Origin of the sequence: Microbacterium sp. NPDC078814 (assembly GCF_040702645.1) — a bacterium.
Classification (GTDB): Bacteria; Actinomycetota; Actinomycetes; order Actinomycetales; family Microbacteriaceae; genus Microbacterium.
In genome coordinates, this window is the sequence record NZ_JBFBLT010000004.1 from 153,431 (window position 1) to 177,849 (window position 24,419).

The window sequence follows — 24,419 nt, forward strand, 5'->3', positions numbered from 1 at the left end:
TCTGCTCAGGCGAACAGCTCCGCCCCCACGTACGAACCCGGTCGCGCTCCCGGCGGGATGGCCCAGATGCCCGAGCCCACGTGACGGATGTACTCGTTGAGACGGTCGGTCGACAGGCGGCGCTGCAGGCTGATGAACTGGGCGGGATCACGCTGGTAGGACAGGAAGAACAGCCCGGCGTCGAGTCGTCCCAGGGCGTTGTTGCCGTCGACGTAGTTGTACCCGCGGCGCAGGATGCGGATGCCGTCGTTCTGCTCCGGATGCGCGAGCCGGACGTGACTGTTCGCATCGATCTCCGTGCCGCGGAAGTCGGGGGCCGTGAACTCGTCGCCTCCGGAGAGCGGTGCCCCGACCCCCTTGTCCCGTCCGATGATCGTGTCCTGCTCGGCCAGGCGCACCCGGTCCCAGGTCTCGATGAGCATGGCGATCTTCCGGGCGACCAGATACGAACCGCCGGCCATCCAGGACGGCTCGTCACCCTCGGCGACCCAGACGTGCTCGGCGAGCGCCGCGGTGTCGTCGGCGAGGATGTTGGCCGTGCCGTCCTTGAAGCCGAAGAGGTTCCGGGGCGTGGCCTGACTTGCCGTCGTGCGCGAGGTCTTGCCGAATCCGAGCTGCGACCAGCGCAGGCGGGCCCGCCCGAACGCGATGCGGCTGAGGTTGCGGATCGCGTGCACAGCGACCTGGGGGTCGTCGGCGCAGGCCTGGATGCACAGGTCGCCGTGCGACGCCGCCGGATCGAGGTCGTCCCCGAGGAAGGCGGGGAGCCGTTCGAGGCCGGACGGACGCCGAGCGGCGAGACCGTAGCGATCGCCGTCCTCGTTCTCGAACAGCCCCGGACCGAACCCGAACGTGAGGGTCAGGCCCGCGGCGGGGAGCCCCAGCGCCTCTCCCGTGTCATCCGGGGGCGCTTCGGCGGGACCGTTCACCGCGCCGCTCGCACTCACCTCCAGCCCCTGCGTCATCCGTGCCGCGGCGTACGACCAGTCCTGCAACAGGGAGATGAGGTCGTCCCGATCGGTGCGGGGCATCATGTCGAAGCTCGCGAAGTGCAGGTGGTCCTGCACCGGCGTCGTGATGCCGGCCTGGTGCGCGCCGAAGAACTCGTACCGCGACTCGGCGTCCTCGGCGGCACGCGCACGCCCGAGCGCCATGCCTCCGGCCGTCCCGGCCCCCAGCCCGACGGCCAGGCCGGCGACACCACCGCCGACGGCCAGCCCGAGTAGCCCGCGGCGGCTGAGACCGCCGCCGGAGGGCTCCGATGGCAGGGCCGCCGGCGCCTCCCGGGCGACGGATTCCGACTCGTTCACGTCCGTGCTCCTCCGTGTGCCGCCGTCAGTCGAGCACCGTGCCGGTGAGCTGCGAGAGCGGCTCGGCGAGCGCGTTGATGAGGTCGGTGAACTCGCGCTTGTCGGCATCGGTCAGCTCTCCGTACCCCACGAAGCCCTCGGCGAGCGAGCCGTGCGCGGCGAGGGACTCCTCGAGGGCGGTGTATCCGGTCTCGATCTCGGAGACGAGGGCCTCGCCGTCGTCGCCCTGCGCCGCGGCGAAGTCCTGCACCAGCGAGAAGGCCATCTTGGAGCCCTCGACGTTCGCGGCGAAGTCGAAGAGATCCGTGCCGGACCACCAGTCCTCCTCGCCGGAGATCTTACCGGTGGCCACCTCGTCGAGCAGTGCGATCGCGCCGTTCGAGATGCCGCCGATCCCCTGGTCGTCCAGCGCGGTGGTGAAGTCGTCCGAGTGCACGTAGTCGTACAGCTCCTGCACGTCGGCCAGGAGCAGGTCGCCGTAATCGGCGCGCTCCGCGGGCGTGGACGGCGCCCAGTCCTGCCATGCCGGGGTCTCTCCGTCGGCGTTCAGCGCGTCCTTCGCCGGCACCCAGAGGTCCTTCTCGATGCGGTGGAAGCCGGTCCAGTCCAGGCCCTCCGCCACCGCATCGACCTCTCGGTAGTCGATCCGCGGGTCGAGGTCTCCGAGCGCCTCGGCGACGGGCTCGATGCGCTCGTAGAACGCCCTCGTCTGCGGGAAGAGCGTGCGGGCGGTCTCGTCGTCGCCGGACTCGTAGGCGGCCACGAGGTCTTCCACGGCCGGCACGAGCTGCCCGACCTGATCCTTCACGAACGCCCCGTAGAGATCGACCGCCTTCTGCTTCTGCTCGGCGTCGGGGCCGTCCACCGCCACGCGGTCTCCGGTCACCGTGAACGACGCCCGGCCGACACCGTCGCCGACCATGCCCGGCTTGCAGAGCGTGAAGTACTCGCCCGGCTGGGCGACCACCGTGAGGGTGCGGGACGCGGCCGGGGCGATGTTCTCGACCTCGCCGACGATCCGCAGTCCGTCCTCGGCCAGCAGGTAGAACTCGGAGACCTGGTCGGTGTCGTTCGTCACATCGAACGTCAGCGTCCCGCTCTTCGCGGTGGACGCGGAGACGGCGCAGTCCGTGGCGGTGGATGAGACGTCGAACGCCGCCGTCGCCTGGGCATCGCTCTTCGCGACGCAGCCGCTGAGGAGGAGGAGGACGGCGGTACCCGCGGCGGCTGCCGCGGCGAGGACCCGGTGCGAGGTGATCATGCTGCTCCTTGCTGTGTGAGGGAGGACGTCGGGGTGGCGGCGGAGGCGCCGCGCGTCGAAGGGCGTGCCGAGCGCAGGCCGCGGAGGTAGAGCCCGCCCACGACGAGGATGTAGAGACCCCAGGCGAGCACCTGCAGCCAGGTCATGGCGGGCATGAAGCCGACCGTGGCCTGCAGGACGGAGGCCAGCGCGCCGCCGGGAGCGATCGCCGCCGACACGTCGAACGCCCAGCCGAACGGGAAGCCGGCCGCGCCCACGGCGACGGCACCGGTGACCGGATCGAGCGGAGCGGCGGCGGTGAACGGGCCGGGAAGCGCGCCCGCCTCCTGCAGATCCATCAGCGCGTAGGCGAGGACGCCGGCGGCGACGATCACGAGGAAGCCGCCCGTCCAGGCGAAGAAGCGCCGCAGGTCCAGGCGCAGCGCCCCGCGGGAGATGAGCCAGCCGAGCACGACGGCCACGGAGAGTCCCAGGAGCGCGCCGACGAGCGCCGAGGGGGCGTCGCCGAAGGACTGCACCATCGACCACAGCAGCAGCGTGGTCTCGATCCCCTCGCGGGCGACGGAGACGAAGCCGATCGCGATGAGCGCCCAGAGACCACCCACTGTCAGCGCGCGATCGATGCCGCCCTCCAGAGTCGCCTTCATGGTGCGGCCGGCGCGCTGCATCCAGAAGATCATCCACGTCACCATCGCCACCGCGACGAGGGACAACCCGCCGCCGATCAGCTCCTGCGCCTGGAAGGTCAGTTCGTAGGCTCCGAAGGTCAGGATCGCGCCGATGCCCAGAGCGAGGGCGATCGCGAGACCGACCCCGGCCCACATCTTCGGCAGCGCGTCCCGGCGACCGAGACGGCGGAGGTAGGCGACGAGGATGCCGACGACGAGCGCGGCTTCGAGACCCTCGCGGAGTCCGATGAGGAAGGTGGCGAGCACGGGAGACACTCTCTGACTGACGACTGAGGTAAGGCATCCCTTACCACCGAGACTCTAGCACCGCGACCGACGCGGCTCCGACATCACCGCCGGAGGTAATGGAGTGCAACAGAGCGTCCTCCGGCCACATCCCCGACATAGCCTCGGTCCATGGCTGAACTCTCGCTCCCCATCCTCGACCTGTCCCAGCTCGACGACGGCCCCGAGGCCGCGGCGCGCTTCCGCGACGACCTCCGCGCGGCCACTCACGACGTCGGCTTCTTCTACCTGACCGGCACCGGGATCTCACCGGAACTCGAGGCGCGGCTGCACCAGGCGGCCCTCGACTTCTTCGCCCTGCCGGAGGAGGACAAGCTCGCGATCGAGAACGTCAACAGCCCGCACTTCCGCGGCTACACCCGGATCGGCGGGGAACGGACGCAGGGCAAGGTCGACTGGCGCGAGCAGATCGACATCGGCCCCGAGCGCGAGCCGGTGGACGGCGGCCCCGCCTTCAACCGCCTCATCGGCCCCAACCTCTGGCCGGCCGCCCAGCCCGAGCTGAAGCAGGTCGTCACCGAGTGGCACGACGCCCTGACGGAGATCGCCCGCAAGCTCCTGCGCGCCTGGGCCCTCACCCTCGGGGCCGAGGAGACCTACTTCGACGAGACGTTCCGCGATCCGTCCACCCTGATCAAGATCGTGCGGTACCCGGGCACGAACGAGCCGGAACCGCAGCAGGGCGTCGGCGCGCACAAGGACTCCGGGGTGCTGACGCTGCTCTGGGTCGAGCCCGGCAAGGGTGGGCTCCAGGTCGAGCGCGACGGCGAGTGGGTGTCGGCTCCCCCGGTTCCCGGCGCCTTCGTCGTCAACATCGGCGAGCTGCTCGAGTACGCCACCGGCGGCTACCTCAAGGCGACGAACCACCGGGTGATCTCGCCGCGGGCGCCCGAGGAGCGCATCTCGATCCCGTTCTTCTTCAACCCCGCCCTCGACCAGCAGCTGCCGTTGCTCGAGCTCCCCGCCGACCTCGCCGCCGAGGCCACCGGAGTCACCGAGGACCCGAGCAATCCGATCCACGCGACCTACGGCGAGAACGCCATGAAGTCACGCCTGCGGGCGCACCCCGACGTGGCGGCCATCCACCACCCCGACCTCGTGCAGGCGACCGCCTGAGCGGATCCACGCCGTCCGGACATGACGAAGGCCGCCCCACACCGTGGGGCGGCCTTCTCAAGAATGTTCTGCGCGATTGAACGCTGGGTCCGTGGTGCCTTATCGGCGAAGACCAAGGCGTGCGATCAGCGAGCGGTACCGCTCGATGTCGACGCTCTGGAGGTAGCCGAGCAGACGACGGCGCTGACCCACGAGCAGGAACAGACCACGACGCGAGTGGTGGTCGTGCTTGTGCTCCTTCAGGTGCTCGGTGAGGTCCTTGATGCGCTGCGTCAGCATCGCGGCCTGCACCTCGGGGGATCCGGTGTCACCGGGGTGCGTCGCGTACTCTTCGATGATCGCCTTCTTGACGTCTGCTTCCAGTGCCATAGATTCGATCCCCTCTCTGCTTGTTGCGCGGCGCCCGACGCCTGATGCGTGAGCTCTCTTTATCCGCGGCCGATCGAACGGCAACCTGACGAGTCTACCAGCCCGAACGACCACGGCGGGACACGGGGTCCGGAGCGAGGCGCACCGGTCAACTAGGCTCGGGATGTGCAGAAGAAGATCGCCCTGTGAGCTCCCGACGCGGCCATCTGATCGACCTCACCCCGCTGAAGGCGAGTTCGGCCTTCGCCCGGATGTGGATCGGCTCGACGCTCGCAGGCATCGGCGGTCAGCTCACCATCGTGACCGTGATGCTGCACGTGTTCGAACTGACCGAGAGCACGTTCGCCGTCTCGATGATCGCCGTCGCCGGTCTCCTCCCGATGATCCTCGCCGGTCTGTACGGCGGCATGCTCGCCGACGCGTTCGACCGCCGGCGGGTCGCGCTGATCGCGGCCACCGTGACGTTCGCCTCCACCGCGCTCCTCGCCGCGCTCACGTGGACGGGGACGGAGACGATCTGGTGGCTGTACGCGCTGAGCATCGTGAACTCGGCGGCGAACTCGGTCGGCATGGCCACCCGGACGGCGATCGTCCCCCGACTCATCCCCCGCCGCATGCTCGCCGCCGCGTCCGCGCTCAACGGCGTCGCCTTCGGACTCACGGTCATGGCCGGCCCCGCGCTGGCCGGACTCCTCGTGGCCCTCACCGGATACGGCTGGACGTACACGATCGACGTCGTGCTCATGCTGTCGATGTTCCTCGGACTGTGGACCCTCCCCGCCCTGCGCCCCGAAGGCGACACCGTGCGCCCCGGTCTCGCCTCACTCGTCGACGGCTGGCGCTTCCTCCGCCGGGCGGGCAACATCCGGATGCAGTACGTCATGGACATCATCGCGATGACCTTCGGGCAGCCGCTCGTGCTCTTCCCGGCGCTGGGCACCGTGATCCTCGGCGGCGGGGCGTTCACGACCGGCATCCTCACGGCGGCGGTCGCCGTCGGCACCTTCTCCTCGAGCCTGTTCTCCGGCCGCGTGGTGCAGTACCGGTGGCACGGTCGTGGGATCGCCCGTGCCATCGAGGCCTACGGCGCCGCGATCGCCCTGTTCGGCGTCGTCCTCCTGATCGGCGCCTTCTCCGCGACGCCCGCGGCCGGGGACCGGCCGCACGTCCTCCTCATCGTCGCCGCCTGCGTGGCGCTCGCGCTCTCCGGCGCCTCGGACAACATCAGCTCGATCTATCGCAACACCATGATGCAGGCGGCAGTGCCCGACGCCATGCGCGGACGCCTGCAGGGGCTCTTCGTCGTCGTGGTGACCGGCGGCCCCCGCGTCGGCGCCCTCTACGCCGGGACCCTCGCGACGCTGACGTCGCTGTGGTTCCCCCCGCTGCTCGGCGGCATCCTCGTGATCGTGCTCGTCGCCCTCCTCGCCCGTCGGCACCCGCGGTTCCGCGCCTACGACGCAGAGAACCCCGAGCCTTGACGGGCCCGGGGTTCGGAGAGGTCTGCGCGCGTCAGTCCTGCTGCAGCGCACCCTGGAGGTCGAGCGTGATCGTGACGTCCTTGCCGACGAGCACGCCGCCGGTCTCCAGCGCGGCGTTCCAGGTGAGGCCGAAGTCCTCGCGGTTGATGACCGTCTTGGCCGAGGCGCCGGCCTTGTAGTTGCCCCACGGGTCACTGCCGAAGCCGCCGAAGTCGAGCTCGAAGGTGACGGGCTTGGTGATGCCGCGGATGGTGAGGTCGCCGTCCACGAGGAAGTCGCCGCCCTCGACGCGCGCGCCGGTCGAGACGAAGTCCATGGTCGGGAAGTTCTCGGTGTCGAAGAAGTCGGCGGAGCGGAGGTGCTGGTCACGACCCTCGTCCTTCGTGTCGACGGAGGTCACGTCGACCGAGGCCTCGACCTTGGCGTCGAGCGGGTTCTCCGGAGCCACAAGCGTCGCGCTCTTCACACCGAAGGTGCCGCGCACCTTCGAGATCATCATGTGGCGGACGCTGAAGGTCACCTCGCTGTGGGACGGGTCCAGGACCCAGGTGCCGGGGCGGTAACCGGGGATGTCGATGCTGCTCATGATTGCTCCTCAGGAGACGTCGGCCGCGGCGGCGGCGAAGGGATGGCACCGCGATCGTCCGCGGCACCCTTCCGACAACATACATTCACTCGCATGTATTCCCGTGTCGAGCAGAAAGTCCGGAGACATCGAAAGCGCCCCGCACCACAGGGTGCGGGGCGCTTCCGAACGAGGATGTCAGCCGACGGCGACGAGATCGATGATGAAGATCAGCGTCTTGCCGGAGAGGAAGTGCCCTCCCCCGGCCGGGCCGTACGCGAGGTGCGGCGGGATGATCAGCTCGCGGCGGCCGCCGACCTTCATGCCGGGGATGCCGTCCTGCCAGCCCTGGATCAGGCCACGGAGCGGGAACTGGATGGTCTCCCCGCGACCCCACGACGAGTCGAACTCCTCGCCGGACTCGAACTCCACGCCGGCGTAGTGGACGGTCACGGTGTCGCCGGGCTTGGCCTCGGCACCGTCACCCTCGATGATGTCGCGGATGACCAGTTCTGCGGGGGCAGGGCCGGTCGGGGCGTCGAACTCGGGCTTTGTGCGATCAGTCATGGCTCCATCCAACCCGACCGTCGCGCGCGCGGTCAACGCGACCACACCTGCTCACAGCGAACACCTCGTCGAGCTGCTGTGGCCGCCCGTCGCGGAGACCCTTGACACATCCCCGGGGCCGGGTGCACCCTGGTGGCAGATCAACTCAGCGCCCGGGAGACATGCAGGCATCGCCGCAGCACCGGGCGCTGAGTCTGTCCGAAGCGGTCCCTCAGTAGGCCAGCAGCGCGGCGCGTGCCGCCCTCGTGCGGATCAGCAGAGCACGCTCGTCCTCGACCGCGAGCGGGTCGCGACCGGTGATCGCCCGCTGGCGAACCGCTGCCAGAGCCGTCGCGTCCTTGATGAACTCACGCATCAGCGGCCGGCGGTCGCCGCGCAGCTGCGCCGCCCACGCCAGCCCGACCTTGCGCCCGGCGGGCGTGGCGAGCATCGTGACCTCCTCCGGCGTGAACCAGCCGGCGGCCGCGTACTCGGCCAGGCGCGCCCGCGTGAGCCGCGCCTCCTCTCGCCGCAGCGCGACGATCCCGAGGATGAAGCCGATGAACAGCGGCACCTGCAGGGTGAAGTAGAGCCCGAAGAAGTCGGCGAAGGTGGCCGAGCCGTTCCACAGGCCGTGCAGGAGGATCGCCCCGACCATGCCGAGCAGGCCCGCGCCGGCGGCCGCTCCCGCGGAGGCGTGCCGGCGAGCCACGAGGCCGATCGCGAACCCGGTCAGCGAGGTGAACATCGCATGGGCGAACGGCGAGAGCACCGCCCGCACGATGAAGGTGACGCCGAGCTGCTCGCCGCCGCCTTCGATCAGGCTGATCGCGAAGTACTGGATGTTCTCGGTGAACGCGAAGCCCGCGCCGACGAGCGCCCCGTAGACGACGCCGTCCACCGGACCGTCGAAGGAGCGCCGCGCGAGCAGGAAGATGAGGAAGACCCCGAGGCCCTTCCAGAACTCCTCGACGATGGGCGCCTGGATCACCGCGGAGAACTCCTCGGAGCGGATGTCGAACAGCATAGTGAGGCCGATGTCGACGAGGAGCGTGAGGCCGACCGCGGCCACGGCACCCCAGGCGATGGCGAACGCCACGAGACGCTTGGGCTCCGGCTCCCACCGGTCGATCATGCGCACCCCGAGGAAGACGATCGTGAGCGGGATCAACGCCAGGACGAGCCCGATCACCGAGGCGGTCGGTCCGAGCGCCCAGCCGAAGTAGCCGATGAGCGCCAGGAGGAGGAACCCGAGGAAGCCGAACAGCCACAGCGAGATCGTCCGGCCCTTCTTGTTCGGCACCGGGAGAGCCGGCAGCGACTCGGCGGGCGACGGCGCGACGGGAGCCGGTGGCGTGTAGGGCGTCGGCTGCGCGAGGGCCGACGCATAGCCCGGCTGCTGTCCGAACGTCGGCGGCAGATACGGCGACTGTGCGTACTGCGCGGCGGAGTACGCACTCGGCTGCGCGGGCGGCGCGGACGGCGGCGTGTACCGGGCGGGCTGCTGGGGGTCGGACGGTCCTCCGAAGGTCATGCTCAAAGCTTATGGGGCACAAGCATCCGCGCCGGGCTCTGGGGGCTTCCTCCACCCGACCGGCCGCACGCACCCGGTAGCGTAGAACCATGCGGTTCGCTCACCTGCGCCGTCCAGACTCCTCCCAGGCGGTTCTCGCCGTGGTGGAGGGCTCGGACGCCATCCTCGTCTCCGATCTCCTGTCCGACGCGCCTGCCACCCTGCAGCAGCTGATCGAGCGAGGAGACGCCGGACTCGACGAGCTCCGCGCCGCCCTGCGCGACAGCACGGCCCCGCGCCACCCGCTGACCGGCTGGGGGTTCGCCTCCGCCGTGATCGCGCCGCCGGCCGTGCTCGCCGTCGGTCTCAACTACGCCGCGCACTCCAGCGAGCTCGGACTCAAGACCGACGCCGCGCCGACCGTGTTCACGCTGTGGCCGAACTCGCTGACCGGTCACGACCAGACCACGTCCTGGCCCCGGAGCCTCAGCGAGGCCGTCGACTACGAGGCCGAGCTGGGCGTGCTCATCGGCACGCCCGCGAAGGACGTGCCGGAGGCGGACGCCCTGACGCACGTGTGGGGATACACGGTGGTCAACGACATCACCGCACGGAACATCCAGTTCTCCGAGGCGCAGTGGTCCCGCTGCAAGTCGTTCGACGGCTTCACCCCCACCGGCCCGTTCGCGGTGACCGCCGACGAGATCGCCGACCCGCAGGACCTCCACATCTGGACCGTGGTGGACGGACACACCGTGCAGGACGCCAGCACCGATCAGATGGTGCGCTCGGTGGCGAAGCTCATCGCCCACCTCTCCCAGTCGCTCACCCTGCTCCCCGGCACCCTGATCTCCACGGGCAGCCCCGGCGGCGCCGGCTACTCGCGCGACCCGCAGATCTTCCTCCGCGACCGCTCGACCGTCACGGTCGGCATCGACGGCATCGGCGAGCTCACGACGCACTGCCGCATCCTCGACTGACCCGGACGCGACGAAGGGGACGGGAGCTGTGAGCTCCCGTCCCCTTCGCGTATCCGGTCGACGCTCAGATCTGGATGAGGTCGTCGGGGGTGACGATCGGGATGGCCGCCGTGACCGCCTCCAGGCCCGACAGACGGGCGGGAGACAGCTGCTTGGTGACCTCGTCGCGGGACATGAGTCCGGCCTCGACCACCAGGTCGGCGACGTTGCGGTTGGTCAGCAGGGCCGTCTTGGCCAGGGCGGCGGCCGCCGCGTAACCGATGAAGGGCGTGAGCGCCGTGATGACGCCGACCGACGCGCCGACCATCGCGCCCAGACGGTCGCGGTTCGCGGTGATGCCCTCGACGCAGTTCACGCGCAGCGTCCACATGGCCTGACGCATCCAGGTGATCGACTGGAAGATCGAGTGCGCGATGACGGGCTCGAAGGCGTTGAGCTGGAGCTGACCGCCCTCGACGGCCATGGTCACGGTCATGTCGGCGCCGACGACCGCGAACGCCACCTGGTTCACGACCTCCGGGATCACCGGGTTGACCTTGCCCGGCATGATGCTCGAGCCGGCCTGGCGTGCGGGCAGATTGATCTCGCCGAGGCCCGCCTGCGGACCCGACGACAGCAGGCGCAGGTCGTTGCAGATCTTCGAGAGCTTGATGGCGTTCCGCTTGAGCGACGAGGAGAACGACATGAAGGCGCCCGTGTCGCTCGTGGACTCGACGAGGTCGGTGGCCGTCTCCAGGTCGAGTCCGGTGATCTCGCGCAGGTGCTTCAGCACGGCGGGCGCGTAGTCGGGGTGGGTCGTGATGCCGGTGCCGATCGCGGTCGCGCCCATGTTGATCTCGAACATGAGGGAGGCGTTCTCGGTGAGGCGGCTGTGGTCCTCGCCCAGGGTCGTGGCGAAGCCGTGGAACTCCTGGCCGAGCGTCATGGGCACGGCGTCCTGGAGCTGGGTGCGGCCGACCTTGAGGATGTCGTGGAACTCCCCCGCCTTGCCGAGGAAGGCCACGCGCAGGGCGTCCAGCTCGTCGAGCAGCGAGCGCAGCGTCAGCGAGAGGCCGATCTTGACCGCGGTCGGGTACACGTCGTTGGTCGACTGGCTGCGGTTCGTGTGGTCGATCGGAGAGAGGAAGGCGTAGTCGCCCTTCTCGCGTCCGGCCATCTCGAGCGCGATGTTGGTGATGACCTCGTTCGCGTTCATGTTCGTCGACGTGCCGGCGCCGCCCTGGATGACGCCGACCGTGAACTGGTCGTGGAACTCGCCGTCGATGACGCGCTGTGCCGCGCGGTCGATGAGGTCGGCCCACTCGGCGTCGAGGACGCCGATCTCCTTGTTGGCCCGGGCGCTGGCCTGCTTCACCATCGCGAGGGCGATCACCAGTTCGGGGTAGACCGAGATGGGGCGCTTCGTGATCGGGAAGTTCGCATCGGCGCGGGCGGTGTGGATCCCCCAGTACGCGTCGGCGGGGATCTCCATGCTCCCCAGCGAATCGGTCTCGGTGCGGGTATGGGCGGGCGCGGCAGAAGCCATGTCACATCCTCGTGGGTCGTGGCGAACGGAAAAGTGGGGGATGCGACCAGTCTACGCCGGTCCCTGCGGGGTTTTCCGGGAGAACGCCTCCAGGCGCTCCTCCGGGGTCAGCGCCGCCATTCGCGCGATCCACTCCTCCGAGAAGTAGTCGTCGGTCGGCGCGTCGACCACGGGGACGACCGTGTGCGTGAGGGTCTCCGGCCGCACGTGCACGAGCTGGAACGCCTGGGCGGCGTCCATGCCGTTCACCTCTGCCGCCGGACGGGCGACGTTCATGCTGTAGCAGGTCGCGGACGCGACGCTCACCGGGACGCCGGCGAACAGACCGTGTGAGGAGTAATGCAGGTGGCCGGCGAGGATGCCGCGGACGTCGGTGCCGCGGATGACGGCGGCGAGCTCGTCCTGATGACGGAGCTCGAGGATGTCGAACAATGGCAGATGGCTGGGCAGCGGCGGGTGGTGCATCGCCAGGATCGTCCCATGCGGCGCGGGTTCGGCGAGGACGTCGGCCAACCACGCGAGCTGCGCCGGGTCGAGGTCGCCGTGGTGCCATCCCGGGACGCTCGTGTCGAGGGCCACGAGGCGCAGCCCGTCGAGATCCCACACCCCGGTGACCGGCTCCTCGGTGGGCTCGCCGTCCAGGAGCGCCTCGCGGAGCGCCGGGCGCTCGTCATGGTTGCCCGCGACCCAGACCACGGGAGCGCCCAGTTCGGCGGCGACCGGCTCGATCGCCGCACGCAGCCGGCGGTACGCATCCGGCTCGCCGAGGTCGGCGAGGTCCCCGGTGATCACGATGGCGGCGGGAGCGGGATGCACGGCGCGGATCGCCTCGAGCGTCCGCGCGAACGTGTGATCGACGTCGTACCGTCCCCCCAGCGCCGCGCCTCCGGCCAGGAAGTGCGGGTCGCTGACATGGATCAGGACATGGGACGCGGGGGCGTATCGGCCGAAGACCGGGGGCGTTCCGTTGGTTGCGGACATGCCCTCAGCCTAGGGGCGGGTGCCGACGCCCGTCCCTGGCGCGCCGGAGGCTCAGTGGCCGACGACGATGAGCAGGATGCCGGCGATGACCGCGGCCCCGCAGAGCACGAAGCAGCCGTAGGCGCCCACGAGGGCGAGGGTCTTCTGCCCCTCGGTGAGCGGGCTCTTCCTCGCCGCCTTCGCCGCCTGCTTGGCGGCCCGCTTGAGCTCCTTCTCGGAGATCACCGTGATGGCGTCGGTGAACTCCGCCGGGCTCACGACGGGGGCCCGGCCGCTGCGTACGAGCAGACGCAGGCCCAGGGCGTAGAAGGTGACGATGGCGGCGGCGCCGATGAGCGCGGCGGCGAACACCTGCAGGAAGGCGATCCAGTCGATCGTGACGTTCATGCCGAGTCCCCGTTCTGCGAGGCGTCGGACGAGGAGACGCTGCCGGTCTTCGCGGCCTTCGCGTCGGCCTTGGCCTTGGCCTTCTTCTTCGCCTTGTCCTTGGCCTCGGCCTTCGCCTTCTCCTTGGCCTCGGCACGGGCCTTGGCTTCCGCCTTCGCCTGGGCGATGCGCTGCTGGCGACGCGTGGGCGGCGGGGTGTCGGGGACCTCGACCGCGAGGTGGGACTCGGCGACGTCGCTCATGGCGTTGGCCGGCGTGACGGCGTTCCGCCGGGAACGCATGTACAGCCCGAGGATGATCACCACCGCGAGCACCGCATCGATGGCCACGCCCCAGGGACCGAGCCAGACGACGAGCAGCGCCGCCAGGGCGCCGACGCCGCCGGCCGCGGGCAGGGTCAGCAGCCAGCCGACGCCGATGCGGCCGGCCGTCCGCCAGCGGACCGTCGAGCCGCGGCGACCGAGACCCGATCCGATGACCGATCCCGAGGCCACCTGCGTGGTGGAGAGGGCGAAGCCGAGGGCGCTGGAGGCGAGGATCGTCGCTGCCGTCGAGCTCTCGGCCGCGAAGCCCTGCGCCGGCTTGACGTCGGTCAGGCCCTTGCCCAGCGTGCGGATGATGCGCCAGCCGCCGAGATACGTGCCGAGGGCGATCGTGAACGCACAGGCGACGATGACCCAGAGCTCGGGCTCGTGGTGCGCACCGGACTGCCAGCCGATCGTGATCATCGCGAGGGTGATGACGCCCATCGTCTTCTGTGCGTCGTTGGTGCCGTGGGCGAGCGCGACGAGGGACGACGTGAAGATCTGACCCCAGCGGAAGCCGTCGCGCCCGTCGGGCTTGCCGTCATAGCGCCGGGTGATCGAGTAGGCGATCTTCGTCGCCACGAAGGCGATGATGCCGGCGGTGATCGGGGCGATGAGAGCGGGGAGGACGATCTTCGACAGCACGGCGCCGAAGTCGATGCCGCCGAGGCCGGCTCCCACGAGCGTCGCACCGATCAGACCGCCGAAGAGGGCGTGGGACGAGCTGGACGGCAGCCCGAGCAGCCAGGTCAGCATGTTCCAGGTGATCGCGCCGATGAGTCCAGCGAAGATCAGCGAGAGGAACAGCTCCGCCCCCGCGGCGAGGATCGCATCCTCCTGAATGATGCCGCCGGAGATGGTCTTGGACACCTCGGTCGACAGGAAGGCGCCGACGAGGTTGAGGAGAGCGGCCAGGAGCACCGCGGTCTTGGGCTTGAGCGCCCCGGTCGCGATGGGCGTGGCCATCGCGTTCGCGGTGTCGTGAAACCCGTTCGTGAAATCGAAGAAGAGTGCCAGCGCGATGACGAGCACGACGATGAGGGCTGCGGTTTCCACCGTTCGCTTTCGGTCTTGAGGAAGAGGGAGATGTCGACGGGATCGACGTGACGAACGAAGAGTTCACCGTGGGTTTGACTTCCGTTTACCGGCCCCGGTAAATCCTGCCACCGTCCCCCGTGCCGGTCAACTCGACCTGGGATAGCGTGGGACGGTGACTGACGCCCCGATCGCCGCCCGCCGTTCCACCTTCCGCACGCACCACGGCGACACGGTCGACGACCCGTACGAGTGGCTGCGTGCCAAGGACTCCCCCGAGGTCATCGCGCACCTGGAGGCCGAGAACGCGCACACCGAGGCGGAGACGGCGCATCTGGCGGCGCTCCGCGAGACGCTGTTCCAGGAGATCAAGGGCCGCGTGCAGGAGACGGATCTCTCCGTGCCCACGCGACGCGGAGACTGGTGGTACTACAGCCGCACCGAGGAAGGCGCGCAGTACGGCATCCACTGCCGAGCCGCCGCCGTCGAGGGCGACTGGACGCCGCCGCGTCTCGAGCCGGGGGTGCCCGTCCCCGGAGAGGTGGTGCTGCTGGACGGCAACGCCGAGGCGGAGGGGCACGAGTTCTTCTCCCTCGGCGCGTTCGACACCTCCGACGACGCGACGAAGCTGCTGTGGTCGACGGACTTCGAGGGCGACGAGCTCTACACCGTGCGCGTCCGCGACCTGGAGACGGGCGTCACGCTCGCCGACGAGATCCCGGACACCGGCAGCGCGTTCTTCACCCCCGACGGCACCGGCATCCTCTACACGACGCGCGACGACGCCTGGCGCCCCGACACCCTGTGGCTGCACCGGCTCGGGACCCCGGTGTCGGACGACATCAAGCTCTTCCACGAGCCCGACGAGAAGTTCTGGCTCGGCGCCGGGATCACGCGCAGTCGTCGCTACCTCGTGATCGGCGTGGGCTCCAGCATCACGAGCGAGGAGTACCTCGTCGACCTGACCGGTGACATCACCGCGGAGCCGCGTCCGGTATGGCCGCGGCGGGAGGGCGTGGAGTACTCGCTCGAGCACGCGGTCGTGGACGGCGAGGACCGCCTGCTCATCCTGCACAATGACGACGCCCTGGACTTCGAGCTCGTCTCCGTGGCGGCGGACGACCCGCAGGGCGAGCGCCGCGTCGTCGTCGCGCATCAGCCGGGACGACGGCTGCTCGGGGTGGATGCGTTCCGCGACTTCGCCACGGTGGAGTACCGCAGCGAGGGCCTCGAGCGCGTCGGGCTCCTGGACTACGCGACGGACGCCGTGGAGGAGCTGCAGTTCGACGAGCCCCTCTACTCGGCGGGCGTCAGCGGCAACCCGGAGTGGCACTCCCCCTTCCTGCGCCTCGGCTACACGTCGTTCGTCACCCCAGGCACGGTCTACGAACTCGACCTCGCGACGCGCGAACTCGTCCTCCGCAAGCAGGTGACGGTGCTCGGCGACTACGACCCCGCCGGCTACGGACAGCGGCGGGAATGGGCCACCGCGGAGGACGGCACGCGCGTGCCGATGTCCCTCGTCTGGAAGCGCTCCTTCGGAGAGCCCGGAGCGACGCCCCGGCCCGTCCACCTCTACGGCTACGGCTCGTACGAGCACTCCATCGACCCGGGCTTCTCCGTCGCCCGACTCTCGGAGCTGGACCGCGGAGTCGTCTTCGCCGTGGCGCATGTGCGTGGCGGCGGCGAGATGGGCCGGCAGTGGTACGAAGAAGGCAAGCTCCTGCACAAGCGGAACACCTTCACGGACTTCGTCGCCTGCGCCCGGCACCTCGTCGACGAGGGCACCACGACGCCGGCCCAGCTCGTCGCGGAGGGCGGCAGCGCGGGCGGTCTGCTGATGGGCGCGGTCGCCAACCTCGCTCCGGAGCTGTTCGCCGGGATCCTCGCGGGGGTGCCGTTCGTCGATGCGTTGACCACGATCCTCGACCCCTCGCTCCCCCTCACGGTGATCGAGTGGGACGAGTGGGGCGACCCGCTGCACGACCCGGAGGTGTACGCGTACATGAAGTCGTACACGCCGTACGAGAACGTGCGCGACGGCGTGGAGTACCCGCGGATCCTCGCGGTGACCTCGCTGAACGACACCCGCGTGCTCTACGTGGAGCCCGCCAAGTGGGTCGCCCGGCTGCGGGAGGCCGGCGCGAAGGACGTGCTGCTCAAGTGCGAGATGGTCGCGGGGCACGGGGGCGTGAGCGGGCGGTACAACTCCTGGCGCGAGCGGGCGTTCGAGCTCGCCTGGCTCCTGGACACCCTCCACCTCGCCTGACGCATCGGTCACGCGCGGCATCAGGCGCGCGGCATCAGGCATTCGCGCGGCATCAGGCGCGAGTGGCTCTCCTGGCCTGATCTCGCGCGGAGGCCTGCACTCCCGTGTCCGACGTGGGCTCAGGCTTCCGCGCGGCATCAGGCGCTCGCGTGGCATCAGGCGCAAGAGGCTCTTGCTGCCTGATCTCGCGCGGACGCCTGTGGTGACCACACGCGACGACTGATCCTGCACAGGGCCAGGATTCCGCGAACGATCTCCCCATCCCGAGTGCAGCGATGGAGAGTGCTGCGCGAGCGCTCAGGGTGGAGGGGTGAGACGCACGAGGGTCGAGAGCTGGGTTCGAGAGCAGGGAGGCTCCGCGCATTCGTCGCGCGTACGTGAGGCGGGTTTCACCGAGTACCAGATGCGTCGTGCGGTGCAGGAAGGCACGCTCGAGCGTGTGCGCCGGTCGTGGCTCCTCCTCCCCGATGTCGATCCACGGCGCCGGGCGGCTGCTTCGGTCGGCGGGAGAGTCACCTGTGTGAGCGCTGCGGCTCTCGCCGGATGGTGGGACATCGGGGCCACGGACGTGCACGTCGCCCTCCCCCGTACCGCTTCTCGGTTCGACCGCGGCGGCGTCCAGGTGCACTGCGCCCAGGGGCCTGTGCCGGCGCATCAGCGCGCGGCGGTCGATCCCGTCCTGAATGTCCTCTTCCAGGTCGCGCGATGTCGGCCGCCCGTCGAGGCCCGCGCGATCTGGGAGTCCGCCATCCGCCACGGGGCGGTGGAGCTGGATACGCTCGCGCGGGTGCGGTGGCGGTGCCACGCCGCTGACCGCCTCGCTCGAATCGTCCGCGGCCGGTCGGACTCCGGTCCCGAGACGGTCTTCGTCGAACGGATGCGCGCGATCGGCATCGACGTGCGACAGCAGGTGTGGGTGGACGGCCATCCGCTCGACGGTGTCATAGGCGAACGGCTCGCCATTCAGATCGACGGCTTCCGCCACCACAGCGCCGCCGGCGACCGGCGGCGAGACCTCGCGGCGGACGCGAGGCTCGCACTCCGCGGGTATACCGTCCTGCGCTTCGATTACCACCAGGTCATGGTCGATGACACTCACGTGGAGGACACCGTCCTGTCCGCGCTCGCGCAGGGGCTGCATCGCGCACGCCGTCGCGCGACGGCTCGCGCGGAGCAGACCGACCACAAGCTCAGGCACTCGCGCGAGAACAGGCGAGAAAGACAGCAGGACGCCTGAAGCCCCGCGAGAGCCTGACACCGCGCGAGGCCGTGAGAACAGACGAACGCGCGGACACAGGCCCTCACGCAAGTTCAGGCAGGGAAGACAGCAGGACGCCTGAAGCCCCGCGAGAGCCTGACACCGCGCGAGGCCGAAAGAACAGGCAGCCACGCGGACACAGGCACTCACGCAAATTCAGGCAGGGAAGACAGCAGGACTCCTGAAGCCGCGCGAGGGGCTGAAGCCGGCGGTCAGCCGAAGAGGGCGGCGGCCTCGTCGTAGCGATAGCGGGGCACCGTGTTGAGCTCGCCCAGAGCATCCGCGAACGGGACGCGGACGATGTCCGTCCCCTGCATCGCGACCATCTGCCCCCAGGCGCCGTCCACGATGGCATCCGCGGCGTGCAGGCCGAGCCGGGTCGCGAGGACGCGGTCGAAGGCCGACGGCGAGCCGCCACGCTGGATGTGGCCGAGGATCGTGGCCCGCGTCTCGATGCCCGTGATCCGCTCGATCTCGGGGGCGAGCAGATCGCCGATGCCACCGAGCCGCGGACGGTTGAACGCGTCCAGGCCCTTGTCGCTGTAGGCCTCGTCCATGCCGGCGAGCTTGAAGCCCTCGGAGACGACGACGAGCGGCGCGCGACCGCGATCGTGGGCGCTCGTGACGAGAGCGGTGATCTCGTCCAGCGACATCGGCACCTCGGGGATGCAGATGACGTGCGCACCCGCGGCCATTCCGGCGTGCAGGGCGATCCAGCCGACGTGACGACCCATGACCTCGGCGACCATGCAGCGCTGGTGAGAGTCGCCCGTGGTCCGGAGCCGGTCCATGGCGTCCGTGGCGATGTTCACGGCGGTGTCGAAGCCGAACGAGTAGTCCGTGGCCCGGAGGTCGTTGTCGATCGTCTTCGGGACGCCGAGCACCTTGATGCCGTCCTTGGCGAGACGGTCCGCCGCCGCGAGGGTGCCTTCGCCGCCGATCGCGACGATGCCGTCGATCTTGTGCCCGTAGAGGGTCTTCGCGATGTTGTCGGCGCCTCCGCGCTCCCCCTCGTAGGGGTTGGTGCGGCTGGTGCCGAGGATCGTGCCGCCCACCTTGGACAGGCCCTTCACCTCATGCCGCGTCAGGGGCATGAAGTCGCCCTCGACGACGCCGCGCCATCCGTCGCGGATGCCGACGAACTCCAGGTCGTAGGTCGTGGTGCCCTTGAGCACGATGCCGCGGATGACCGCGTTGAGTCCGGGGCAGTCGCCGCCGCTCGTCAGGATGCCGATCTTCATGCTGCTGCCTTCGGAGGTCGAGGGATGGGGGTACGGCGACAGTGCCTGCGATCGACACTAGCGCGCCGCCCCCTCGCGTGGCCATTCGAGCGCGTCGAAAACCGGGGATCTTGACGGCCGCGAGGAGTGATAACGCCGAACTTCGCGTTCCGGCAGGATGAGGCCTCGGAATCGCCGTTAAGAACCTGTGTTCTTGACGACGTCTCAGCGCCCGCCCAGAGCCTCGCGCAGAAGGTGCGTGAGCGCCGCCAGCTGCACCGACTCGCTCGCCGTCTCCTCCGTCGCCTCGCCGTCCAGAGCGCGGGCCGCGAGGCCCTGCTTCTGGTCGATGAGCTCGGCGATCTTCGTGTCGATCGTGTGCGCGGCGATGATCCGCCAGGCGGTGACCGGCTCGTCCTGGCCGATGCGGTGGACGCGGTCGATGGCCTGCGTCTGCTCGGCAGCGGTCCACGACAGCTCCGCGAGGACGACGTTCGAGGCCGCCTGCAGGTTGAGTCCGACGCCGGCCGCCGTGAGCGAGCACACCGCGATGCCGACCTCGGGGTCGCCGTTGAAGTCGTCGATGGCCTGCTGCCGTGCCGTGTTCGTCTGGTCGCCGCGGATGGACACCGCGCGGATGCCCGCGGAGGCGAAGTGCGCCTCCGCCTGATCCATGACGTCGATGTGCTTCGCGAAGAACACGACCTTGCCGACCGACCGCTGCAGCTGTGCGGCGTAGTCGGCGGCGAGGAGGGCCTTCGCCTGACCGATGCGGCGCACCATGGTGAAGACGTTGTCTCCCCCGGTGCCGGCTGCCTTCGACTCCTCGAGCTCGTTCTGCGCCACGAGCCGGACGATGTCGTCGTCGATCTCTCCGGGCGCGAGACCGCGGTCGCCGCGTGCCTCGATGATGCGGCGGTAGCGGGCGGCCAGGCGCTCCCCCAGCTCGCGCTCGGCCTGGCGGATGCTACGACCGAACTCGTCGTCGAGCTGCACCGGCAGATCGGCGACCAGCTTGTCGGGCAGGTCGGCGGCGACGTCCTTCTTCTTGCGCCGCACGATGCCCATCGAGATCACCGCGTCGCGGGCCTCCGGGTAGAAGGCCTTGTCCGCGGGCGTGAGCCCCGTCGCATCGAGCTTCTCCATGAGCTCGGGCCCGGGCTTCTCGCCGTTCGTCCAGCCGAGGAAACGCCAGATGGCGTCGAAGTCCTCGACATCGTTGATGAGCGGGGTGCCGGTGAGGGCGAGCATGAGCGGATCGTGCCCCGGCGTGCGCTCGCGCACCTGCGCCGCGAGCGAGAGCACGTTCTGCGAACGCTGCGACGAGAGGTTCTTGATGAAGTGCGCCTCGTCGACGACCATGCCGCGCAGGCCGATCGACGCGAGCCAGGACATGTGACGGTCGAGGATCTCGTAGTTGACGATGAACACGTCGGCGAAGGCGTCGATGTCGTCGCCGTCGCCCTGGATGACCGTGGCACGACGCTGCGGCGTCCACCGCTCGACCTCGCGCGCCCAGTTCATCTTCACGACGTTGGGCACCACGACGAGCAGCGGATAGGCGCCGGCGACGGAGGCCGCGAGCACCGACTGCGCCGTCTTGCCGAGGCCTGGCTCGTCGGCGAGCAGGAAGCTGCGGTGTCCGGCGCGCACAGCCTCGAGGAAACGGGACTGGTGCACCATGATCTCGCGGCCCTTGGGCGAGATGTGATCGAACTCCGGAGCCGGCGGAAGCTCCATCGACGCCGCCGCACCGCCCGCGCCGGTCTCGAAGGCCTTGTACAGCGGCCCCATGAGCTCCCAGCCGTCGAGGCGGCGGCGGGGCGTGCTGGCCGGACGCGGGGTCAGGTCGGGCGCGAGGAACGGGTTGGCCAGCTGACGGGCCTCCACCGAGGGCGGGGTGACCTGACGCTCCGCGATGGCCGCGGGGACCACCGACACCTGCACGGGCGCGGGGTCGGCGATGATGAGCTCCTCCGGCGGGAGCTCGGCCCCCGACTCGAGCAGCCAGTCGCGCCGCATCCGCTTGGCGACCGGCGAGGTGGCCTGGTCGGCCTCGAGCAGCTGGATGAGCGAGGTGTCCCGCGCGGCCGTCTTCGCGAGGATCGTCGCGACACCGTCGAGCCGCTTGAGCAGCTCGACGCGGGCCGCGTCGGTGATCTCCGTGTCGGCCTTCACCCTGGCGCGCTCCTCGCGCACCAGGAACGCGATCACCTGGAACTTCGTGCGGTTCGTGGGGCCCAGCTTCCCCCGCTGGGACTTCGCCTCGATCTCGCGCACCTTGCGCGCGAGGATCGGGATGAGGGGTGCCTCGTCATCGCGACGGGACGTCTTCTTGCGCCGCGGGGCGGCGGTTGCCGTGGTCGGCATGCTCCTCCTGAGCCTGAAGGGCTCCGGCGCCCTCAGGGAGCCGTGAGCCGTTCTCGTCGTCCGCGTGTGGCGTGAGCCAGGACCGTGCGGACTGTGGATCGGTGTTCCCGCCGGAGCACGCGATACGTGCGGGGCCGGTGAGAGCCTGACCCTATTCTATGTCATCCCTGGCACTGGCCGCGGGAGCACGGCGCCGTCGTGTTACGCGGACACGTCCAGGATGGTCGCGGCCTGCGTCACATCGGCGGCCATCTGGGTCATCAGCTTCTCGATGCCCTCGAACGCGACCATGCCGCGCAGCCGCTGCACGAACTCCACCGTCACGTCGTGACCGTAGAGATCGAGCCCGGTCTCCCCCAGCACGTGCGCCTCGACCTGACGGACGAGCACGTCGTCGAAGGTGGGGTTCGTGCCCACCGAGATCGCCGACGGGTGCCGGATGCCAGTGTCGTGGTCGACGAGCCAGCCGGCGTAGACGCCGTCGGCGGGGACGAACGCGTCGATGATCGTGGAGAGGTTGGCGGTCGGGAACCCGAGCTCGCGTCCGCGCTTCAGCCCGTGGACGACGACGCCGCGCACGTCGGGATACCGCCCGAGGGCGCGGGCCGCCTCGGCGACGTCCCCCGCCATCAGCAGCTCGCGGATCCAGCTCGACGAGACCCGGCGGCTCGACCCCGGAAGGTAGACGTCGTCGACGACCTCGACCGTGAACCCGTACCGGGGGCCGAGCTCCCGCAGCAGCTCGGGGGTGCCGGCGCCCCGGTGTCCGAAGCGGAAGTCGGCGCCGACGAGCACCGTGGACACGTGCAGCGCGCCGACGAGGATGTCGACGACGAAGTCCTCCGCGCTCCGGGCGGCGAGCGTCTCGTCGAACGTCAGCACCAGCGTCGCGTCGAGTCCGAGCTCGCCGAGGAGCTCCAGCTTGCGGTCGACGGTCACGACGTTCTCGGGACACCGGTCGGGACGGATCACGGCGAGGGGGTTGCGGTCGAACGTGACCGCGACGGCACGGCTCCCCGAGGCCGCGGCAGCCTCCTCCAGGCGACGGATGACGGCGCGATGCCCCTCGTGCACGCCGTCGAACTTGCCGATGGCAACGGCGCTGGGCCCGAAGTCCTCCGGCACCTCCTCCGGATTCCGGAACACGATCACGCGGCGACCTCGACCGGACGCGCGGTCTCGACGGGCCGGTGCGTGCGCAGCCACCAGATCCCGAAGATCGGGAGGACGAGGGGGATGAAGAGGTAGCCGCGCCCGAACAGCGACCATACGGTCTCGTGCTGGAAGAGCTCGGGGAGGACGAGGCTGAGCACGCCGACGACCAGGACACCGGTGAGTTCGAAGACGATCGCCACCCACGCGACGGTGTACCAGCCGCGACGACGCGCGAAGACGAGCGCGAGCGTCGCCAGGACGTACACGACCGCGGCCAGCGCCGAGAGGCTGTAGGCCAACGGGGCCTCGTCGAATCGCCGGACGATCTGCACGAAGCTGCGCCCGGTGGCCGCCAGCGCCATCACGGCGTAGACGATCACCAGGACACGACCGATACCGGTCATCCGAGTGGAGGGGGCGGTGGAGCTCATAGCGCATTCCATCCTAGAGCCGGGCGAGCTGCCCGGCGTCCGCTCCGGGTGCTCCTCAGGCGACCTGCACGGTCCAGATGACCTGCATGCGCCAGAGCATGATCGCGATCGCGAGCGCGGCCACGCCGAGCACGACGGTGCTCCACCGGCTGCGTTCCATGAGGGCCCAGAGCACCGCGCCCACGGGCAGCAGAGCCGCCGAGACGAGATACACCCAGAGCTCCAGCAGGTCCCCGGTCGGCGGGTTCCCCGCGAGCGGCGCGACGATGGCGACGACGATCTGCACGATCAGCAGCACCTCGACGAGAGCGAGCGCCCCGACGGAGAAATCGCTGGGGCGACGGCCGGCGAACCCCGCGCCGAGGCAGAAGAGGCCGGCGGCGACGGCGACGACGATCTGCACGATCGTGAACCACAGGATCATCGGGAGACCTCCGGCATGTTCATGGCGCTCTTCACATCGGCACCGCGCTTCTCGACGATCCCCACGAGCGTGCCGTCGTCTTCGATGGCGGCCGCGAGCGGGCCGTCCAGCCGCACCGCCTGCCCGGTGAGGCGCTTGCCGTGTCGCAGGTCCCGCGCCTCGTCCGCCGTGACGGGGAGGACGGAGAGCACGCGGCCGGCGGCGGCGGCGGGGGTGAGCACGGGAGCGCCCTCGAGGGCGTCGATCGTCACGGCGTCACGCACGTCGAACGGGCCGACACGGGTGCGGCGGAGGGCGGTCAGGTGGCCGCCGACACCGAGGGCGGCACCCAAATCGCGGGCCAGCGAGCGGATGTAGGTTCCGGACGAGCAGTCCACGACGACATCGAGGTCGATCGCGTGGTCGTCGCGGCGACGCGCGACGACGTCGAATCGGGACACGACGACGTCTCGCGGCGGGAGGACGACCTCCTCCCCCGCACGGACGCGGTCGTAGGCGCGGCGGCCGTCGACTTTGATCGCCGACACCGCACTCGGGACCTGGGAGATCGCGCCCGTCAGCGCGGCCACTCCGGCATCGATCGCCGCCTCCTCGATCGCCGCGAGGGCGCTCTCATCCGCGCGGTGGAGGATCTCGCCCTCGGCGTCATCCGTGGAGGTGACGGCACCGAGCCGGATGGTCGCCTCGTAGGTCTTGTCCGCGCCCACGATGTAGGTGAGGAGGCGGGTCGCGCCCTCGATGCCGATGACGAGCAGTCCGGTGGCCATCGGGTCGAGGGTCCCCGCGTGACCGACCTTGCGGGTCCCGAAGGCCCGTCGGGTGCGGCCGACCACATCGTGACTGGTCAGCCCGCCGGGCTTGTCGACGAGGAGGATGCCGGGGGTCGCCATCCCTCCAGCCTACCGAGGCCGGGAGCGGCGACCGCTCGCCTAGGCTGGAGGGAT

22 protein-coding genes are annotated in these 24,419 nt (G+C 70.0%); 5 read left to right on the plus strand and 17 right to left on the minus strand.

All coding sequences use genetic code 11. The features are described from left to right. Window positions 1-5 precede the first annotated feature (5 nt). From efeB to efeU, 3 genes are read right to left on the minus strand one after another with little or no spacing between them, the layout of a single operon-like run. Window positions 6-1,310 carry an iron uptake transporter deferrochelatase/peroxidase subunit gene (gene efeB, locus AB0300_RS09585; RefSeq protein WP_174235362.1) on the minus strand — a complete coding sequence of 435 codons (1,305 nt, stop codon included), beginning with the start codon at window positions 1,308-1,310 and terminating at the stop codon, window positions 6-8. Between the two features lie 25 nt (window positions 1,311-1,335). Next, the gene (gene efeO / locus AB0300_RS09590; RefSeq protein ID WP_126893045.1) at window positions 1,336-2,571 is read right to left on the minus strand and encodes an iron uptake system protein EfeO; all 1,236 of its coding nucleotides are present in this window, start codon (window positions 2,569-2,571) and stop codon (window positions 1,336-1,338) included. Further along, the gene (efeU, locus tag AB0300_RS09595) at window positions 2,568-3,506 is read right to left on the minus strand and encodes an iron uptake transporter permease EfeU (RefSeq protein ID WP_025103200.1); all 939 of its coding nucleotides are present in this window, start codon (window positions 3,504-3,506) and stop codon (window positions 2,568-2,570) included. The genes efeO and efeU overlap by 4 nt, the downstream gene beginning before the upstream one ends. A gap of 150 nt (window positions 3,507-3,656) precedes the next feature. On the opposite strand from efeU, the gene AB0300_RS09600 reads away from it, so the two are divergent. Continuing rightward, window positions 3,657-4,661, plus strand: a complete 1,005-nt coding sequence (locus tag AB0300_RS09600; protein WP_062634929.1) for a 2-oxoglutarate and iron-dependent oxygenase domain-containing protein — start codon at window positions 3,657-3,659, stop codon at window positions 4,659-4,661. A gap of 99 nt (window positions 4,662-4,760) precedes the next feature. On the opposite strand, the gene rpsO is transcribed toward AB0300_RS09600, so the two are convergent. Then, window positions 4,761-5,030 carry a 30S ribosomal protein S15 gene (gene rpsO / locus AB0300_RS09605; protein ID WP_017203073.1) on the minus strand — a complete coding sequence of 90 codons (270 nt, stop codon included), beginning with the start codon at window positions 5,028-5,030 and terminating at the stop codon, window positions 4,761-4,763. 185 nt (window positions 5,031-5,215) lie between these two features. On the opposite strand from rpsO, the gene AB0300_RS09610 reads away from it, so the two are divergent. Beyond that, entirely contained in the window at window positions 5,216-6,511 is a 1,296-nt protein-coding gene (locus AB0300_RS09610) for an MFS transporter (RefSeq protein ID WP_126893046.1), read from the plus strand. Window positions 6,512-6,542: 31 nt separating this feature from the next. On the opposite strand, the gene AB0300_RS09615 is transcribed toward AB0300_RS09610, so the two are convergent. The 3 genes from AB0300_RS09615 to AB0300_RS09625 form a co-directional block, all read right to left on the minus strand. Next, entirely contained in the window at window positions 6,543-7,097 is a 555-nt protein-coding gene (locus AB0300_RS09615) for a YceI family protein (RefSeq protein WP_025103197.1), read from the minus strand. A 177-nt stretch (window positions 7,098-7,274) separates the two neighbouring features. Continuing rightward, window positions 7,275-7,643, minus strand: coding sequence for an FKBP-type peptidyl-prolyl cis-trans isomerase (locus AB0300_RS09620; RefSeq protein WP_025103196.1), 369 nt, complete (start codon window positions 7,641-7,643; stop codon window positions 7,275-7,277). 211 nt (window positions 7,644-7,854) lie between these two features. After that, a complete protein-coding gene (locus tag AB0300_RS09625) occupies window positions 7,855-9,156 on the minus strand; it encodes a PrsW family intramembrane metalloprotease (protein WP_025103195.1) in 1,302 nt (433 codons plus the stop codon). Between the two features lie 89 nt (window positions 9,157-9,245). Here AB0300_RS09625 and AB0300_RS09630 point away from each other — a divergent pair, with 89 nt between their 5' ends. Continuing rightward, complete coding sequence (locus AB0300_RS09630) at window positions 9,246-10,115, plus strand: fumarylacetoacetate hydrolase family protein (RefSeq protein ID WP_025103194.1); 870 nt, start codon at window positions 9,246-9,248, stop codon at window positions 10,113-10,115. A 64-nt stretch (window positions 10,116-10,179) separates the two neighbouring features. Here the strand turns inward: AB0300_RS09630 and AB0300_RS09635 are convergent, their stop codons facing one another. Genes AB0300_RS09635 through AB0300_RS09650 form a run of 4 tightly spaced genes read right to left on the minus strand, consistent with a single transcriptional unit; the run spans window position 10,180 to window position 14,369 of the window. Further along, on the minus strand, window positions 10,180-11,640 hold the full coding sequence (locus AB0300_RS09635; RefSeq protein ID WP_366215909.1) for an aspartate ammonia-lyase: 1,461 nt from the start codon (window positions 11,638-11,640) through the stop codon (window positions 10,180-10,182). A 51-nt stretch (window positions 11,641-11,691) separates the two neighbouring features. Next, window positions 11,692-12,621 (minus strand): phosphodiesterase, encoded by a 930-nt coding sequence (locus AB0300_RS09640; RefSeq protein ID WP_126893049.1) that lies wholly within the window; start codon window positions 12,619-12,621, stop codon window positions 11,692-11,694. A gap of 51 nt (window positions 12,622-12,672) precedes the next feature. Continuing rightward, window positions 12,673-13,008: a hypothetical protein gene (locus tag AB0300_RS09645; RefSeq protein ID WP_025103191.1), complete on the minus strand. Its 336-nt coding sequence runs from the start codon at window positions 13,006-13,008 to the stop codon at window positions 12,673-12,675. Continuing rightward, window positions 13,005-14,369, minus strand: coding sequence for an inorganic phosphate transporter (locus AB0300_RS09650; protein ID WP_025103190.1), 1,365 nt, complete (start codon window positions 14,367-14,369; stop codon window positions 13,005-13,007). Before AB0300_RS09650 ends, AB0300_RS09645 begins: the two co-directional genes overlap by 4 nt. A 154-nt stretch (window positions 14,370-14,523) precedes the next feature. Here AB0300_RS09650 and AB0300_RS09655 point away from each other — a divergent pair, with 154 nt between their 5' ends. Together AB0300_RS09655 and AB0300_RS09660 are read left to right on the plus strand one after the other, a co-directional pair. Next, window positions 14,524-16,617 carry a S9 family peptidase gene (locus AB0300_RS09655; protein ID WP_366215911.1) on the plus strand — a complete coding sequence of 698 codons (2,094 nt, stop codon included), beginning with the start codon at window positions 14,524-14,526 and terminating at the stop codon, window positions 16,615-16,617. Window positions 16,618-17,137: 520 nt separating this feature from the next. Further along, a complete protein-coding gene (locus AB0300_RS09660) occupies window positions 17,138-17,854 on the plus strand; it encodes a DUF559 domain-containing protein (RefSeq protein ID WP_231729435.1) in 717 nt (238 codons plus the stop codon). 233 nt (window positions 17,855-18,087) lie between these two features. Here AB0300_RS09660 and AB0300_RS09665 read toward each other — a convergent pair whose 3' ends face one another. The 6 genes from AB0300_RS09665 to truB all read right to left on the minus strand — a co-directional run bounded on the left by AB0300_RS09665 (window position 18,088) and on the right by truB (window position 24,365). Continuing rightward, a complete protein-coding gene (locus AB0300_RS09665) occupies window positions 18,088-19,116 on the minus strand; it encodes a 6-phosphofructokinase (protein WP_025103187.1) in 1,029 nt (342 codons plus the stop codon). Window positions 19,117-19,320: 204 nt separating this feature from the next. Continuing rightward, window positions 19,321-21,465, minus strand: a complete 2,145-nt coding sequence (locus AB0300_RS09670; protein WP_366215912.1) for a DEAD/DEAH box helicase — start codon at window positions 21,463-21,465, stop codon at window positions 19,321-19,323. Window positions 21,466-21,666: 201 nt separating this feature from the next. Beyond that, window positions 21,667-22,617: a bifunctional riboflavin kinase/FAD synthetase gene (locus tag AB0300_RS09675; protein ID WP_366215913.1), complete on the minus strand. Its 951-nt coding sequence runs from the start codon at window positions 22,615-22,617 to the stop codon at window positions 21,667-21,669. Next, on the minus strand, window positions 22,614-23,051 hold the full coding sequence (locus tag AB0300_RS09680; RefSeq protein WP_231729434.1) for a hypothetical protein: 438 nt from the start codon (window positions 23,049-23,051) through the stop codon (window positions 22,614-22,616). Before AB0300_RS09680 ends, AB0300_RS09675 begins: the two co-directional genes overlap by 4 nt. 55 nt (window positions 23,052-23,106) lie before the next feature. Beyond that, complete coding sequence (locus AB0300_RS09685; protein ID WP_025103183.1) at window positions 23,107-23,475, minus strand: hypothetical protein; 369 nt, start codon at window positions 23,473-23,475, stop codon at window positions 23,107-23,109. Beyond that, the gene (gene truB / locus AB0300_RS09690; protein ID WP_366215914.1) at window positions 23,472-24,365 is read right to left on the minus strand and encodes a tRNA pseudouridine(55) synthase TruB; all 894 of its coding nucleotides are present in this window, start codon (window positions 24,363-24,365) and stop codon (window positions 23,472-23,474) included. The genes AB0300_RS09685 and truB overlap by 4 nt, the downstream gene beginning before the upstream one ends. Window positions 24,366-24,419 lie beyond the last annotated feature (54 nt).